The organism is Kitasatospora sp. NPDC030952, from assembly GCF_055571335.1.
This window is the reverse complement of sequence record NZ_JBVIFM010000008.1, coordinates 236960-253746: the sequence shown is the minus strand read 5'-3', so window position 1 is coordinate 253746 and position 16787 is coordinate 236960. Positions and strand designations below refer to the sequence as shown.

Genomic DNA, 16787 nt, shown 5'->3' with positions numbered 1-16787 from the left:
TGTCGCAGGGCGGTTCGTGACGGCCGTCCTTGCTGCATTCGCCGAACGTCCGGAACGGGAACGGGACATGGTGCGGGCACCGCCTGTGCTCGAGGAGGGATCGTGAGGACGGTGGTCTGGGTCTCGGTCTCGGTCTCGGTCACCGTCGTACGGCTGAGACGTAGACCGATTCCTGCGGTTTGAGGAGGCCCTTCATGAAGCCGCTGACGATTCTCGGGAACAGCCAGGCGATGAAGGGGCCGAACTCCTCGCGCAGGCTGTCGGTGCCGCGGGTGTCGTCCGCGAACTGGAGGCAGCTCGCGGCCGGATGGGCGTCGAACCGCAGCAGGGCGAGTTCGGCGTCGTCGAACGCCTTCCGGAAGTCCTCGCGGGCCGGGTACCAGCTCAGGGAGCGGATCAGGGCCCGGTCCATGAAGGGCGAGAAGGGCCGGGTGCGGTAGGCGTCGAAGATCAGGAGCGGGGCGCCGGGTTTGAGCATGGCGGCCATCGCCCGGAGCCCCTCGGCCTTGCGGGGCGGAGGGAAGTGCGGGATGACGCCCATGGCGGTGACGGCGTCGGCCCGGCCGGCCAGGTCCCGGACGGTTCCCGGGGAGAAGATGTCGCCCACCCTGAACCGGACCCGGTCGGAGAGTCCGAGTTTTTCGGCGATGCGGCGTCCGATGTCGGCCTGGTCGCGCTCGATGGTGATCGACTCGATCCGGACGTGCGGCATCAGCAGGGCGATCCGGGCCCATCCGTCGCTGAGGCCCGTGCCGACCTCGACCAGGAGTCCGTCCGCGGGCGCGCTCTCCACCGCGGGCCGCCAGCAGGTGTCCACGGAGTTGACCTGGGACAGGTGGATGCGCCGGAGTCGGTCGGCGGTGTTCCGGATCTCGGGCGTGTAGGGGCCCCAGTTCAGTGCCAGCCAGATCGTGGCGAACAGGCGGTTGTAGTAGCGGCGGTACAGCTGCGGCACGGTCTCGTCGCCTCGGGTGCCCAGCAGCCGGATCGCCGCGCGCCACTTGTGGAGGGCCGTTGGCGTGGCCTCGTGGCCGCTCGTGGTGGAGTGGTAGAAGTCGTGGAGCACCTGGTTGCGAACGGGCAGGAAGACGTCGAGGAATCGTTCCTGCCCTTCGAGGGTCAGGAAGCCCTCGGGCAGGGGGCGTTCGGGGTCGGATGTCATGGGACTCTCCCGTGTTCTCGCTGTTCTCGCTGTTCTTGCTGAAGGACGTCCGGTCCATCCGGGGCGGCCGGTTGACCCCCGCGATCGGCGGGGGAGACCGTCATCGCGACGAGTCGTCCAACGGGACTTCGTCCAGCGCCATGGCGTCGAGCAGCCAGTCGGCCAGGGTCGCCGCGGTGGGCTTGGTCCAGATGACGCCGGGCGCGATGGTGGTGTGCAGGGCGCGGGTGAGGCGCTGCTGGAGCTGGACGGCGCCCAGGGAGTCGAGGCCGAGGAGGACCAGACTGGTGTGGGGGCCGATGTGGCGGCCGGTGCCGCCGAGGAGTTCGCGGACCAGGCCGATGACCAGGTCGGTGAGGAGTCGGTGTCGTCCGGTGGCGGTCCTTGCGGCGCGGAGGTCGTCGAGGACGGGAGTGGCTGCCGGTTCGCCGTCGGCCGTGCCGGTGAGGACGTCGGCCAGGAGGACGGAGGTCTGTAGAGCGGGGTAGGAAGCGGTCCAGAGGCGGGGGTCGATGGGGGAGTAGGCGACCTGGTGGTGGTCCTCGGCCAGGATGCGTTCGAGGGCGTCCATGCCCTCCTCGGGGCTGATCATCACGAACCCGCGCTGGGCGAGGTGCTGTCCGCGCCCGACCTGTGACCAGGCACCCCAGTGGATGCCGGTGGCGGGCAGGCCCTGGGCGCGGCGGTGGGCGACGAGGGCGTCGAGGTAGGCGTTGGCGGCGGCGTAGGCGCCCTGGCCGGGGGAGCCGAGCAGGGAGGCCACGGACGAGTACAGGGCGAAGAAGTCCAACTCCGACTCACCGAGGTGTCGGTGCAGGGCCCAGGCCCCTTCGGCCTTGCCGCGCCACACGCGATCGAACAGCGGATCGTCGATCCGGGTGAGGACGGCGTCCTCGACGACGCCGGCCGCGTGCACGACACCTCGCAACTCGCCGATGCCGGAGGCGAGTTCCACACAGTGACGGATCGTGTCCGGATCGGCCGCGTCGCCGGCGACCGTCTCGACCACGGTTCCCCCTCCGACGGAGCACAGGGAGTCCAGGTCGCGCCGGACGGCAGGGCCGGGGGCGGAGCGGCCGAGCAGGACCAGGCCGTGGGCGCCGCGTTCCGCGAAGCGGCGGGCGGTGAGCAGGCCGAGTCCGCGCAGCCCGCCGGTGATCAGGTAGCTGCCGTCTGCACGGATGACACGCGGATCGGCCGGGGCCGGGGCCGGGCGCAGCGGGCCGGTCCGGACGCGGGCGACGGCGCGGAGCTGCTGACGCCAGCAGATCTCGGCGATGTGACCGGTGGTCAGCAGATCGGCGAGGACGTTCTCCAGTGGGGTGTCGTGGGAGATCACCACGTAGCCGGGCTGGATCTCGGGGTGCTCGAAGGCGGCGACGCGCAGGAGGCCGCGCAGTCCGGCGGCGGCGAGGGGCCGGTCGCCGCGCCACACCACGCGCAGGTGCGGTGGCGCTGCACGGGAGGCGAGTGCCGTGAGGACGGCGAGGGTGTGCCGGACGGCCCGACGGGCGTCGGCCGGGGTGGGGTCGGTGTCCGGGGCGTCCAGGACGAGCAGGACGCTGGTGACCGGTGGGTGGGCGTCGTCGTCCAGAGCGTGGGCCAGCAGGCCGGGGTCCACGGGACGGTCCGTGGAGTGGTGGATCAGCCGGCAGCCGGCCGAGTGCTCGTGGAGCATGGCGGTCAGCCGTTCGCCCCACGGGGCGCTCTCCGGCGACACGACGAGCCACTGCTGGTCGGTCGCCGCGGGCAGCGGCGGTGCGGGTTGGGGCTGCCAGGCGAGGTGGGAGAGGCGGTCGGCGTAGCGCTGTTCGGGCGGCGTGATGTTGGCCAGCCGCAGTCCGGTGATCGTGGCGACGACGGTGCCGTCGGCCTCCGTGAGCGTGCCGGAGGCGGTGCAGGCGAGGTCGTCCGCCTGTTCCAGGGTCACGTCGGCGAACCGGGCGTGACCGGTGGGGCCGTGGAGGCGGACGGTGTCGAACCCGGCGACCACCACCGGGCCGGGGCTGGTGGCGCAGTGGGCCAGCCAGGCCGCCACGGCGGTCTGGACGAACTCGTCGGCGAGGGCGGGGTGGAGCCTCAGTGCCGCGGCGGAGACGCGGGCGGTGTCGGCCGTGCGCAGGGCGGAGACGGCGCGGGTGCGGTCGGGGTTCAGGCGGATGCGGTCGATCGCGGTGAAGGCGGGTCCGTGGAAGACGTTGTGGCGTTCGCGGAAGTGGCGGTACAGGTCCTCCGGGTTGGCGTCGGTCCACTCCTCGGTCGGTCCGTCCTCCCTCGGCGGGGGGTACGCCCCCTGTTCGGGCGCGGGGTGGATCGTGGCACTGGCGTGGACGACGACACCGTCGGCGGAGCGGGTGAGCACCTGGCCGTACAGTGCGCCGTCCCGCTCGACGAGCCTGGTGACGGCGGCGGGCTCGGGATCGAGGACCAGCGGCGCCTCGATGCGCAGGTCCTTCAGCGTGACCCGGTCCGTGTGCAGGACCTCGCAGCCGGCGGCCAGCAGCATCTCGGCGATGCCGGTTCCCGGCAGGACGGGCGTTCCCGCCACCTGGTGGTCGTCCAGCCAGGGCAGCCGGGCCGGGCTGATCGGGGTCTGCCACAGGTGCCGGCCGCCTTGGTCGGGGTCGTGGACGTGGGCGCCGAGCAGGGGGTGCTGGGTGGCGCCGGCCAGCCCGGCGGCGACCAGGGCGTGGGCGGGGGCGGTGCCACCGTGGCGGGTGCGGTTCCAGAACGTGGTGGGGACGTCGGCCAGGCGGCCGCCGCCGTAGCGGGAGGCGTAGTCGATGCCGTCGAAGCCCGCGCCGTGGACGGCGGCCAGGTGGGTGAGGAACGTTTCGGCATCATGACCGTCGCGGCGCAGTGAGCCGACCGCGACGACGTCGCCGATGCCCAGCTCCGTCGACGTGTCGGCGATCGGACGGGCGGCGAGCGGGTGGGCGGTGCACTCGATGAACAGTCGGTGGCCGTCGTCGAGCGCGGCACCCACGGCGTGCTGGAACTGCACGGTGTCCCGTTGGTTGCGCACCCAGTACGAGGCGTCCAGCGGGCCCGGATCGCGGGGATCGCCGCTGACGGTGGAGTAGAAGCGCACGGTCGTGGGCCGACCTCCCTCCAGATCGGCCAGGGCGTCGCGCAGTTCCTCCACCACCGGATCCACCTGGTGCGAGTGCGAGGCCACGTCCACGTCGACCAGACGGGCCACCACCCCCGCCTCGTTCCAGCGGGCGACCAGGGCGCGTACCTGCTGAGCATCGCCGGAGACCACCGTGGTGCGGGGGGCGGTGACGACCGCGATGTCGACCCGGTCGGCGCCGGCGGCAGCGAGGGCGGCCCGGGTGTCGGCGACGCCGAGCATGACGGAGGCCATCGCGCCGTGGGCGATCCGGGCCAGGATCCGGGAGCGGCGGCAGATCACCTTGACGCCGTCCTGCGGGCTGATCAGCCCGGCGACCACGGCCGCCGCCACCTCGCCCAGCGACTGCCCCACCACCGCGGCGGGTTCCACGCCCCACGAACGCCACAGCGCGGCCAGCGCCACCTGTACGCCGAAGAGCACCGGCTGGATACGGTCGACACCCTTCAACTCCTCCGGATGGAGGATGAGTTCGCGCAGCGAGAGACCGGACTCGGCATGGATGAGCGGCTCGATCCGGTCGATCGCAGCGGCGAACACCGGGTCGCTGTCGAGCAGTTCCCGGCACATCCCCGGGTACTGCGATCCCTGGCCGGTGAACACGAACACCGCGCCCGGATGCCCGGCCGGCAGCACCGGCGAGCCGCTCACCACGCCCTCCACCTCTGACCCGTCCGCGAACCGGCCTGCCAGCTCCGCGAGTCGACGGGTGCCATCGGCCACGATCCCCAGCCGGAACTCGGCGTGACGGCGACGCAGCGCCAGGGTGTGGGCGATGTCGCCGGTGGGGACCGACGAGCCATCGGCCTCGGCCCAGTCGGCCAGGCGCCGGGCCGCGCCCAGGAGGGAGGCCCGGGAGGATCCGGACAGGAGGAACAACCGCGCGCCCGGCGCGGGTTCGCTCCTCCGCGCGGCCGTCGGTCTTCGGCGGGGAGCCGGCGGCGCCTCCAGGATGACGTGCCCGTTGGTGCCGCTGACGCCGTAGGAGCACACCGCGGCGAGCCGGCCACGTCCCGGAACGGGCCAACGGGTCAGCTCGGTCGGGACGAAGAGCCGTGACCGCTGCTCCCGGTCGATGCCGGGGTTCCAGCGGGTGAAGTTCCGGTTGGGCGGGATCGTCCCGCGCCGCAGGCACTCGACGGCCTTGATGAGTCCGGCGATCCCGGACACCGGCTCGGTGTGCCCGATGTTCGTCTTCACCGAGCCCAGGGCGCACCGGCCCCGGCCGCGGTGTCCGTAGACCGCCTGGATCGAGGAGTACTCGATCGGGTCCCCGACCGCGGTCCCGGGCCCGTGCGCCTCCACCAGGCCCACGTCCCCGGGGTCGATGTCCGCCAGCTCGACGGAGGTCCGGAACAGCCGCTGTTGCATCTCGCTGGACGGCGCGGTCATCCGGGTGGCCTGTCCGTCGTTGTTCACCGCGCTGCCCCGGATCACCGCGAGGATCCGGTCACCGTCCCGCCGGGCGTCCGCGAGGCGCTTCAGGACCACGGCGCCCGCACCCTCGCCGCGCACGTATCCGTCCGCCCCGGCGTCGAAGGCGCGGCACGCTCCGCCGGCGGAGAGGAGCAGTGGCGCCTCCATCAGGTGGGTCTGCGGCGACAGCATCAGCAGGACCCCGCCGGCCAGGGCCATGTCGCACTCCCGCAGCGACAGCGCCCCGCAGGCGGCGTCCAGCGCGACCAGGCCCGACGAGCAGTGGGTGCCGATCACCATGACCGGACCGCGCAGGTCCATCGAGAACGCGACCCGGCCCGCTGTTCCGGCGGGGAAGTTCCCGAACAGGAACGGACTGTTGGGGGCGTCCTCCACCGGCCGGACCTCCCGGAACAGGTTGTCCGGCGCGTACGTGCCGATGTACACGCCGGTCCGCGAGCCCCGTACCAGGTCCACCGGGATACCCGCGTGCTCCACCGATTCCCAGGCGACCTCCATCATGACCCGCGACTGCGGGTCCACCCAGCACCGTTCCGCCGGTGCCACGGCCAGCGCCTCGGGCTCCCACGCCCAGACGTCCCCGTCGAGGAAGCAGCCCACGGCCGCGCGCTCCCGCAGCCCCGGATCGTGGTGGGCCGCCAGCCGCGGGGCGTCCCACCGCGCGGACGGGACCGGCCCGACCGCGTGCCGTCCCTCGGCCGCGAACTGCCACAGTCCGCCCGGGGTCCCGACTCCGCCGGGGAACCGGCAGCCCATCCCGATCACCGCGATCGGTTCTGCATTCGATGCCGACATGAGTGCCTCCGCCTGTTCTCCGGTCGCCTATTCCGCGACCGCTGTGCTGTAGGACCACTGGAAGACCGGGACCTGGGTGCCGTGCACGGACACGGTCGCGCAGGTGCGCTCGAAGTGCTGGTGCCGTCCGTAGAAGGTGACGACGACTCGGGAGGAGCCGGCATCGGAGTCCGGAATCCGGTGCAGCGGAGGCAGCCCGGACGGGCCACCGCACAGGACGACGAGCTCGCCCGGATTCGACTCGGCATGGGCTGGCATGGCATCACCATCCGACACAGGGATGTGCGTCCGCGAAGGGCTTGGACGGGATCCGCATCGCACGACGGGATATGGGTGATCACGCCGCTCGAGGCGCGGTCCGCATGGGCGGCCGCGGTCCGTAAACCGAGCCCGGCGCGACGGGGAACCGATCCGCCGGGGAGGGCCCGAGGCCAGGATCCGGCCCGTCAACATCCGGAGCCGACCGTGGAGTCCGAGGAAGATCGATTCGACGGCCCGGTGGGAAGCACCACCGGTGCGCGCGATTCCCTGTCATTCAGTCAGGCGGAGTGGCAGCTGGCAAGGGGGGCGGAGCGGGAGCGGATGCGCGCACTCCGCGCACTCCGGTGAATGCGCCTATGCGCCCCTTGACTATTCAGGCTCGGGATGGTTTAACCGATCCTGTTCCTCGACACGCTGCTCCGCGGCCTGCCGGCGCGAGAACCGGGCGCCGCACGGAGGTAGAGGCCTCGGCGCCTCAGGGCGATGGCGGTCCGCGGTCGAGCTGGAGTCCGGCTCCGGCCGTGCGGTCAGGCCGGGTGGACGAGGCGGCTTTCGTAGGCGAAGACCACGGCCTGGATCCGGTCGCGGAGTTCGAGTTTGTGCAGGATCCGGCCTAGGTGGGACTTCACGGTCGCCTCGGCGAGGTGGAGGGTGGCGGCGATCTCGGTGTTGGACAGGCCGTGGCCGACCTGGACGAGGACCTCGCGTTCGCGGGTGCTGAGCCGGTTCAGGCGGTTCAGCCGGTCGTCGTGGGCGGCGCCGCGGGCGGCGGGGAGGTGGGGGCGGAGGTCGTCCAGCAGGCGGCGGGTGATCCGGGGGGAGAGCACCGCGTCGCCCGCGGCGATGTTGCGTATGGCGGTGAGCAGTTCCTCGGGTCTGGTGTTCTTCAGGAGGAAGCCCGAGGCCCCGGCGTCGAGTCCGGCGAAGGCGTGGTCGTCCAGGTCGAAGGTGGTGAGGATCAGCACTCTGCTCTGCGGGCAGGCCTTGATGACCTGCCGGGTCGCCTCGATCCCGTCGGTGCCGGGCATCCGGACGTCCATCAGGACGACGTCGGGGCGCAGTTCCCGGGCGAGGCGGACGGCCTGGCCGCCGTCGGCGGCCTCGCCGACCGGGGCCATGTCGGGCTGGGCCTCCAGGACGGTGGTGAAGGCCATTCGGAGCAGTGCTTCGTCGTCGGCGATCAGGATGCGGATCGTCATGCGGGCACCGTCGCCGTGCTGTCGAGGTGGAGGCGGGTGTGGACTTCCCAGCCGCCGCCGGGGAGCGGTCCGGCCCGCAGCGTCCCGCCGTACGCGGCGGAGCGCTCGCGCATGCCGGGGAGTCCGTGGCCGGGTGGTGGGGCGGCGGGATGCGGCCGGTGGGGGCCGTTGTCGGTGACGTCCACGGTGACGGTCCCGGTCGAGCACTGGAGCCGGACCGTCGCCCGGGTGCCGGCGGGGGTGTGCTTGAGGGCGTTGGTCAGGGCCTCCTGGACCAGGCGGTAGACGGTGAGTTGGGCGGTGGCGGGTACCTGGGTGTGGCCGCCGTGGACTTCGAGGCGGGTGGGCAGCCCGGCGGCGCACATCTGGTCGGCGAGGGCGGCCAGTTGGGCGATGCCGGGCAGCGGGTGGCGCTGCGCGTCCGGTTCGTCGGTCCGCAGGACGCCCAGGGAGCGCCGCATGTCGGTCAGGGCCTGCCGGCCCGTCTCGGAGATCTGGAGCATCGCGGCGGTGGCCTTGTCGGGTGCCCGGTGCTGCGCGTAGACGGCGGCGTCGGTGAGCGCGACCATGACGGACAGGTTGTGGGTGACGATGTCGTGCATCTCCCGGGTCATGCGCGCCCGTTCCTCGGCGACGGCCAGCCGCGCCCGCTGTTCCCGGTCCCGTTCCAGGCGTGCGGCCCGTTCCTCCAGGGTGGCGAGGTAGGCGCGGGTGGTGCGCGCGTTCAGCCCGAGGACGGCGGTGGCGACGGCCGTCGCGGTGAGCGCGACGAAGGGGGTCGGGAACGCGCCGTCCGGTGCCCAGCGCAGACAGGCCAGGAGGATCCCCGCCTCCATGACGGCCGCGGCGGCGAAGGTGGCGCGCCGGCCGGAGTGCGCGGCCACCGTGTGGAGGGCGACCAACAGGGCGATGTCCGCCGGGAGTTGGACGTTCATCAGCAACTGGACGAAGGCCGCGCCCGCCACGGCGCCGAACACCGGGAGCGGGGCCCGGCGCCGCCACAGCAGGGGCAGGGTCAGGGCGGCGGTGAGCGCGATGGCGGCCGGCAGCTCGTGCGGCGCACGGGTGGTGAGGACGTTGAGGAGCAGGAGGACCGGCAGCAGCGAGTCCCACACCACCGGTGGCAGCCGGGAGCCCCGCCCTCGCCGGAGTGGCTGACGGGCCCGGCCGGGTGCCGCGGCCGCTTCGGTCATCATGCGTTCCTGTCGATTCGGCGTCAGTGGTGGCCCCGCCCCGGGGCGACCACCGCGGACGGCCGGAGCCGCGCCGGGTACGGGGACCGCACGCCGCGCGCGCCGCCCGACACGTACCGCGGCCCTGTCACGCTAGGCCGCGGGCCCGCCCGGCACATGAGCCCACCGTCGGAGGGCACCGCCGCGGGGTACGACCGCAGGAGGAGGCCCGCCACCTCCCGTGGTCGCAGCGGGGCGGCGGACCCGGCGGGCCCGGGTGCCACTCCGGTCGCACGCGGGCCGGCCGCGGAGTGCGACTCCGGTCGCACCCGAGGGCGACCGGTGATCGATGCGGCAGCGCATGCCCGGCGCCGAGCATGGCCGGGTGACCGAGAACATCGCCGGACTGCCCATGTCCCCCCTGGAGATCCCTGCCCTGCTGGGCGCCCTCGCGCTGGTGGTGGCGCGCTGGCTGCCCCCCGCCGCCCGCCCGCGCGTGACGATCGCGGCGGTGGCGGTCCTCGTGCCGTCCGCGATCGTGCTGGGCGTGCTGGGAATCCGCTGGCAGCTGCTGCCGGTACTGGCCGGCGCCGCCTTGGCGCTGCCGTTCGCCCTCGCCCCGCTGCTGCGACGCCCCACCGGCCGGTCGGTGCGGCGGGCCCGCTGGTGGCTGGCGCTGCCGGGGTCGGCGGCCTGCGCCGGGCTGATCGCCGCGGGCCCGGTGGCCGCCTGGGCCTTTCCGGTACCCGCGTTCCCCGAACCGTCCGGCGCTTTCGCGGTGGGCACCAGGGTGGTGCAGTGGACCGACCCGCACCGCCCGGAGACCTTCACCGCCGATCCGCACGACCTGCGCACGGTCGTGGTCCAGCTCTGGTACCCCGCGCAGCGGAGCCCGGCCGGGGCGCGGCGGGCCCAGTACCTCGGACGTACGGAGCAGGAGGCGCGCACCGTCTCCGCCGCCCTGGCCCGCGGCGTCGGCCTGCCGGGCTTCCTGGTCGACGGCGTCCCGCGGGCCCGCAGCCGTTCGGTCTTCGACGCCCCGGTGGCCGGTGGTGGTGAGCGGTTCCCGGTGGTGCTGTTCTCGCCCGGCTCGGGCGGTGTGCGCACCCAGAACACCGCCTGGGCGGAGGAACTGGCCAGCCACGGCTACGTGGTGGCCGCCCTCGACCACCCGTACGACTCCGCCGCCGTCGTCCTCGCCGACGGCCGGACGATCTACGCCGAGACCGCCTCCAGCGGCGACCCGGACAAGGACGAGGAGCTGGCGGCCGGCTGGACGGCGGTCCGGGCCGCCGACCTCGGCTTCGTCCTCGGCCGGCTGGACGCCCTGGACCACGGTGAGAGCGCCGACCCGCTGACCGGACGCCTGGACACCGGCCGGGCCGCGGTGGCCGGCCACTCCATGGGCGGTGCCGCCGCGCTGCAGGCGGCCCGGCAGGATCGCCGGTTCGCCGCCGTCATCGACCTGGACGGATACCCCCACGGCCCCACCTCGCCCGCCCTCGCCCAGCCGGTGCTGGCGCTCACCCAGGCCGTCACCCCGGGAACCGACCCGCGCTACCTGCCCCGCCTCACCGAGGCGCTCGGGTCCAGCACCGCGACGAGTTACCGGCTCACCGTTCCCGGCGCCGCCCATCTCACCTTCATGGACGGCCCGCTGTACCTGCCGCCGGTGCCCTCGATCGTGGGCTCGCTGGGGCGTATCGGGGGCCCGCGGATCGTCGCCGCGACCAGCCTGGCCTTCCTGGACTCCGTCCTGCGGGGCAGGCCCGGCGACCCGGCCGACGTCCTGCGGGCCTACGGCGAGCTCAGGGTCCACCACCCGGGCGACGGTCGCTGATCGGCTGCGCCGGGGGCCGCACCGCCGCGGCCGCACCGCCCCCGGCCACACTGCTCGCGGGCGGTGCCGGGCCGGCCGGGGCAGCGGAGCCGGGGGTAGTGGAGCCGGGGGTAGTGGAGCCGGAGGCAGTGGAGCCGAAGGTGCTCGCCGAGGAAGCCGATCGTGCTGGCGTCGGTCGGACGGGACCCCGGCCCGTCGATGGCGTGTGTTCATTTCTGATTGATTGGTCTATGTTGTGCTCATCTTCAAGCAGAACACTGCAACTTTGCGCAGGAGTTTTCATGTCACACGTCGCCGTGGAGATCGCCAGCCAGCCCGCATGCTGGTCGCGGGCACTGGAAGCGAAGCCCGAAGGCCTGCCCCGCCCCGGTGAGCGGGTAGCCGTCCTGGGCTGCGGCACCTCGCTCTACATCGCGCAGTCCTACGCGGCCCTGCGCGAGGACGCCGGCCTCGGCGAGACCGACGCCTTCGCCGCCTCCGCCTTCCCGCGGACCCGCCGTTACGACCGGGTGCTCGCGATCACCCGCTCCGGCACCACGACCGAGGTGCTCGACGCCCTCCGGCACGCCTCGGAAACCCCGACGACCGCGATCACCGGCGACCTCGACACCCCGGTCACCGGCGCGGCCGACACGATCGTCGACCTGTCCTTCGCCGACGAGAAGTCCGTGGTGCAGACCCGGTTCGCCACCACCACCCTCGCCCTGCTCCGCGGCCACCTCGGCCTCGCCACCGCCGAACTGCCCGAGCAGGCCCGGCTCGCGCTCCGCCACGACCTGCCCGAGGGCGTGGTCGCCGCCGAGCAGTTCACCTTCCTCGGCACCGGCTGGACCACCGGCCTCGCCCACGAGGCGGCCCTCAAGGTCCGCGAGGCGTCGGGCAATTGGACCGAGTCCTACGCGGCCATGGAGTACCGGCACGGCCCGGTCAGCATCAGCGCCCCCGGCCGGGTCGTCTGGTTCCTCGGCGAGCCGCCGGCCGGACTGCTCGACCAGGTCCGGGCGACCGGAGCGACCGTCGTGCACTCCGACCTGGACCCGCTGGCCGAACTGATCCGCGCCCAGCGGCTCGCCGTCGCGCTGGCCGACGCCCGGGGCGTCGACCCCGACCGGCCGCGCAACCTGACCCGCTCGATCATCCTCACCCAGCCGTGACCGTCATCGCCCTGGACGTCGGCGGCACCGAGATCAAGGGCGCCGTCGTGGCCGAGGACGGTGCCGTCCTCCGGTCCGAACGCTGGCTCACCCGCGCCGACCGGGGCCCCGGAGCCGTCATCGACACCGTCCTCGACTGCGCCGGCGAACTGGCCGACGCCGCCCGCCGGGCGGACACCCCGCCGGTGGCGGCCGGGATCGTCGTCCCCGGAGTGGTCGACGAGCGCACCGGGACGGTCCTGCGCGCCGTCAACCTGGACTGGCACGACGTCCCGGTCCGTTCCTGGCTGGCCGAACACCTCGGCCTACCGGTCGCGTTCGGGCACGACGTCCGGGCCGGTGGCTTGGCGGAGGCGCTGCTCGGCGCGGGCCGCGACAGCGACTCCTTCCTGTTCGTCCCGGTCGGCACCGGCATCGCCGCCGCCGTCCTGCACCAGGGCCGGCCCGTCACCGGCGCACTCGGCGCGGCCGGGGAACTCGGTCACCTGGTCGTCCGGCCCGGCGGCGACCACTGCGCCTGCGGCAACCGGGGCTGCCTGGAGACCGTCGCCTCGGCCGCCGCCGTCGCCCGCCGGTACGCCCGCCGCACGGGCCGTCCCACGGCCACCGCCCAGGACGTGCACCGGGGGCTACGCACCGGAGAGGAAGCGGCCGTACGGGTCTGGGCCGAGGCGGTCGACGCGCTCGCCGACGGACTGGCCGCCGCCACCACCCTGCTCGACCCGGAACGGATCGTCCTCGGCGGCGGCCTGACCCGGGCCGGCGAGGACCTGCTCGGCCCGCTCCGCCGGGCACTCGCCGAGCGGCTGACCTTCCGGCCCCCGCCGAGCCTGGTACGGGCCGAACTCGGCCACCGGGCCGGCAGCCTGGGCGCCGCGCTGCTCGCCCTCGACCTCGCCCCCGGAGGTGCCCGGTGATCTTCACCGTCACGCTCAACGCGGCCGTCGACACCACCTACCACCTGGACCGGGTGGCCCGGCACGGCAGCAACCGGGTCAGGACGGTGGCCGAGCGGGCCGGCGGCAAGGGCGTGAACGTCGCCCGGGTGCTCGCCGCCCTCGGCCACGACACCGTCGCCACCGGCTTCGCGGGCGGTGCCACCGGGCACCTGCTGCGGGCCGACCTGGCCGAGGCCGGGCTGCGCGAGGAGTTCGTCCCGATCGGGGGAACGACCCGGCGCACCGTGACGGTCGTCGAGGAGGCGGCCGGCGACGCGACCGTCTACCTGGAGCCCGGGCCCGTCGTCAGTAGCGACGAATGGTCCCATTTCACCGCCCGGTACCGCCGGCTGCTGCGCACCGCTGAGGCGGTCGTGCTGTCCGGCTCGCTGCCCCCGGGCGTCCCGTCGGACGCGTACGGGACCCTCGTCGCCCTCGCGGTCGACGCGGGCGTCCCCGCCGTGCTGGACGCGGAGGGCCCGGCCCTGCTCGCGGGACTGGCCGCCGGCCCGGCGCTCGTCAAGCCCAACGCGGCCGAACTCGTCGCCACCGCGGGCCCGGTCGCCCCGCTCACCGGGGCCCGCACGCTGCGCGCGGCCGGTGCCCGGGCCGTGGCCGTCTCCCTCGGCCCCGGCGGGCTGCTGCTCAGCAGCCCCGAGGGCGACTGGCGGGCCCGGCCCCCGCAGCGGGTGCACGGCAACCCGACCGGGGCCGGCGACTCCGTCGTCGCCGCCCTCACCTCGGGCCTGGTGGCCGGCACTCCCTGGCCCGAACGCCTCGCCCACGCCGTGGCCCTGGCCGCGGCGACCGTCCTCGCCCCGCTCGCCGGCAGCTTCGACCCGGCCGACCACCAGCGGCTGCTGGGCGAGGTGACGGTCCGGCCGGTGCACCCGGCACCCCCGCCCTCCTCCGCTGAAGGAGCACCATGCCCCTCGTAGCCACCGGCTCGATCGTCGGACCGGCCGCCCTCGGCCGGCACGGCGTCGGCGCCTTCAACGTCATCCAGCTGGAACACGCCGAGGCGATCGTCGCCGGGGCGGAGCGCGCCGGAGCACCGGTGATCCTGCAGATCAGCGAGAACGCGGTGCGCTACCACGGGGCCCTGGCGCCGATCGGCGAGGCCGCGCTCGCCGTCGCCCGGGCCGCCGCCGTCCCGGTCGCGGTCCACCTGGACCACGTGACCTCCCCCGAACTGGTCGGCGAGGGCGTTCGGCTCGGCTTCACCTCCGTCATGTTCGACGCCTCGACGCTCGACTACGAGGCCAACGTCCGGGCGACGGCCGACGTGGTGTCCCACTGCCACGCGGCGGGGGTGTGGGTCGAGGCCGAGCTCGGCGAGGTCGGCGGCAAGGACGGCGTCCACGCCGCCGGGGCCCGCACCGACCCGGCCGAGGCGGCCGCCTTCGTGGCGAGCACCGGAGTGGACGGCCTCGCCGTGGCGGTCGGCAGCTCGCACGCCATGCTGACCCGGGACGCCGTCCTCGATCTGGACCTCATCGCCGCGCTCGGGCGTGCCGTCCCGGTGCCGCTGGTGCTGCACGGCTCCTCCGGCGTCGCCGACGAGAACCTCGCGGCCGCCGTGGAGTGCGGCATGACGAAGGTGAACATCGCCACCCACCTCAACAAGGCCTTCACCGGCGCGGTCCGCGCCTGCCTGGACGCCCGGCAGGACCTGGTGGACACCCGTCGCTACCTCGGCGCGGGCCGCGACTCGGTCGCCGCCGAGGTCACCCGCCTGCTCGGGGTCCTCCGGGCGGCCTGAGGCCGCCCGGAGGGGCGGGCGCGACGACGCGCGGCACCGCGCTCGGTGGTGCCGCGACGCCGTCAGGTCACTCGGCGGGCAGGCGCGGGGTGCGCGGCGGGACCGTCCGGCGGTCGCCCGTCGCCTCGAAGGAGGCGGCGAGGGCCAGCAGGGCGTTGTCGTCGTAGGCGCGGCCCGCGAAGGTCAGTCCGACCGGCATGCCGATGTCCGCCATGGTGCCCATGGGCACGGTGACCGTCGGGATGCCGAGGTGGCGGGGGACCAGGTTGCCGTTGGCGACCCAGACGCCGTTGCGCCAGCCGAGCTCGGCGGAGGCCTCGGAGACGTCCATGTCGGCCGGCCCCACGTCGGCGACGGTGGGGAACACCACGGCGTCCAGGCGCAGTTCGTCCATCCACAGCTCCAGGTCGACCCGGCGGGTCTCCTCCAGCGCGCGCAGCCCCTCCTCGAGGTGCGGCATGTCGGTGAAGGAGGCGTACGGGCGCTCGCGGACGAAGCGCGGGTACTCGCCGATGCTGTCCTCGAAACCCTCGTAGCGGTCCGGGAGTTCACCCTCCTGCTTGGGGAAGATGAGGGCGCCGTCGACCTCGGTCAGGGTGGCGAGCCGCGGGTCGCCGTTGGCGCGCAGGAAGTCGTCCCAGGCCCAGGCGGAGAGGTCCTCGATCTCGACGGTGAGGAAGTCGCGGCCGACCAGGCCGCGGGTGAACAGCGAGGGCGCGCCGGGGCGGTCGGCCTCGTAGTTGGACACCACCGGGAAGTCGACCTCGACCACCTCGGCGCCGGCCGCCTCCAGGTCGCGGCGGGCGGCGTTCCACAGCTCGATCACCGAGGGGCGGGTGTCGATCCGCCGGCCGGTCTGGCCGCCGATGCCGCCCTCGGGGTTGGTGCCGGCCTCGGGGTCGGCGTTGATGTACATCCGGGGGACGCCGACGCGCTTGCCGGCCAGCGCGGCGCGGGCCGCGGCCGGGTCGGCGGGTGCGAGCGCCGGGTAGGAGGCGGGGCGGACCTGCGAGGCCGCGGGCAGCGCCACCCACGGCTGGGCGCGCCACAGGTCGCCGCGGGTCTCCGGGTCGTCGGCCACGATGACGTCGAGCAGCTCGAACAGGTCGGCCATGGTGCGGGTGTGCGGGACGACCACGTCCATGGTCGGCACCAGCGGCCAGTTGCCGCGCACCGAGATCACGCCGCGGCTGGGGGTGTAGGCGCACAGCGCGTTGTTGGACGCGGGCGCCCGGCCCGAGGACCAGGTCTCCTCGCCGAGGCCGAAGGCGCCGAACGAGGCGGCCGTCGCGGTGCCCGAGCCGTTGGAGGAGCCGGAGCCGTAGGCGCTGGTGAGCCAGTCGGCGCTGTACGGGCTCTCCGCGCGGCCGTACACGCCGCGCTGCATGCCGCCGTTGGCCATCGGCGGCATGTTGGTCAGGCCGATCAGGACGGCGCCGCCGGCCCGCAGCCGCTCGATGGCGAAGGCGTCGCGCTGGGCGACGAGGTGCTCGAAGGCCGGCGAACCGGCCGCGGCGGTCAGGCCCTCGGCGAGGTAGCTGTCCTTGGCGGTGTACGGGATGCCGTCCAGCGGGCCGAGCGTCTCGCCGCGGGCGCGGCGGGCGTCGGAGGCCTCGGCCTCGGCGCGGGCGTTCGGGTTCATCACCACCATCGCGTTGAGCGCGGTGGGGGTGCCCGGCCGGTCGTACGCGTCGATCCGGGCGAGGTAGGCGTCGAGCAGCCCGACCGCGGTGGTCTCGCCCTTCTCCAGCGCCGCGCGCAGGTCGGCGATGTTGGTCTCCACGACGTCGAATCCCCGCGTCATGCGGATGCCTCCTGGCTGTTCGGGTGGGCCGGGCGGACCGCTGGTCGTCCGGCCGATCGTGCGGGCGATCGTGCGGGCGTGCGGCCCCCAGTCTCGCTGACTAGATTTTCAGTCTAGACTAGCGATCTAG

Annotated in this window: 11 protein-coding genes; 5 read left to right on the top strand and 6 right to left on the bottom strand. The window is 74.2% G+C overall.

Going from position 1 to position 16787, the window contains the following annotated elements; translation table 11 throughout:
* Positions 1–139: 139 nt before the first annotated feature.
* From ACZ47G_RS17120 to ACZ47G_RS17100, 5 genes are all read right to left on the bottom strand, one after another.
* Positions 140–1162 carry an SAM-dependent methyltransferase gene (locus tag ACZ47G_RS17120; protein ID WP_465743411.1) on the bottom strand — a complete coding sequence of 341 codons (1023 nt, stop codon included), beginning with the start codon at positions 1160–1162 and terminating at the stop codon, positions 140–142.
* 100 nt (positions 1163–1262) lie between these two features.
* A complete protein-coding gene (locus ACZ47G_RS17115) occupies positions 1263–6527 on the bottom strand; it encodes a type I polyketide synthase (RefSeq protein WP_465743409.1) in 5265 nt (1754 codons plus the stop codon).
* Positions 6528–6554: 27 nt separating this feature from the next.
* Positions 6555–6785: a DUF5988 family protein gene (locus tag ACZ47G_RS17110; RefSeq protein ID WP_465743407.1), complete on the bottom strand. Its 231-nt coding sequence runs from the start codon at positions 6783–6785 to the stop codon at positions 6555–6557.
* 530 nt (positions 6786–7315) lie between these two features.
* Positions 7316–7987 (bottom strand): response regulator, encoded by a 672-nt coding sequence (locus tag ACZ47G_RS17105; protein ID WP_465743405.1) that lies wholly within the window; start codon positions 7985–7987, stop codon positions 7316–7318.
* Positions 7984–9180, bottom strand: a complete 1197-nt coding sequence (locus ACZ47G_RS17100; protein WP_465743403.1) for a sensor histidine kinase — start codon at positions 9178–9180, stop codon at positions 7984–7986. Before ACZ47G_RS17100 ends, ACZ47G_RS17105 begins: the two co-directional genes overlap by 4 nt.
* A 328-nt stretch (positions 9181–9508) precedes the next feature.
* On the opposite strand from ACZ47G_RS17100, the gene ACZ47G_RS17095 reads away from it, so the two are divergent.
* The 5 genes from ACZ47G_RS17095 to ACZ47G_RS17075 all read left to right on the top strand — a co-directional run bounded on the left by ACZ47G_RS17095 (position 9509) and on the right by ACZ47G_RS17075 (position 14853).
* Complete coding sequence (locus ACZ47G_RS17095; RefSeq protein WP_465743401.1) at positions 9509–10999, top strand: alpha/beta hydrolase family protein; 1491 nt, start codon at positions 9509–9511, stop codon at positions 10997–10999.
* Between the two features lie 281 nt (positions 11000–11280).
* Complete coding sequence (locus ACZ47G_RS17090; RefSeq protein ID WP_465743399.1) at positions 11281–12153, top strand: SIS domain-containing protein; 873 nt, start codon at positions 11281–11283, stop codon at positions 12151–12153.
* Positions 12150–13070 (top strand): ROK family protein, encoded by a 921-nt coding sequence (locus tag ACZ47G_RS17085; RefSeq protein ID WP_465743397.1) that lies wholly within the window; start codon positions 12150–12152, stop codon positions 13068–13070. The genes ACZ47G_RS17090 and ACZ47G_RS17085 overlap by 4 nt, the downstream gene beginning before the upstream one ends.
* Positions 13067–14029, top strand: a complete 963-nt coding sequence (locus ACZ47G_RS17080; RefSeq protein WP_465743395.1) for a 1-phosphofructokinase family hexose kinase — start codon at positions 13067–13069, stop codon at positions 14027–14029. Before ACZ47G_RS17085 ends, ACZ47G_RS17080 begins: the two co-directional genes overlap by 4 nt.
* Complete coding sequence (locus tag ACZ47G_RS17075; RefSeq protein WP_465743393.1) at positions 14017–14853, top strand: class II fructose-bisphosphate aldolase; 837 nt, start codon at positions 14017–14019, stop codon at positions 14851–14853. The genes ACZ47G_RS17080 and ACZ47G_RS17075 overlap by 13 nt, the downstream gene beginning before the upstream one ends.
* Positions 14854–14920: 67 nt before the next feature.
* Here the strand turns inward: ACZ47G_RS17075 and ACZ47G_RS17070 are convergent, their stop codons facing one another.
* Positions 14921–16657, bottom strand: coding sequence for an amidase (locus ACZ47G_RS17070; RefSeq protein WP_465743391.1), 1737 nt, complete (start codon positions 16655–16657; stop codon positions 14921–14923).
* Positions 16658–16787 lie beyond the last annotated feature (130 nt).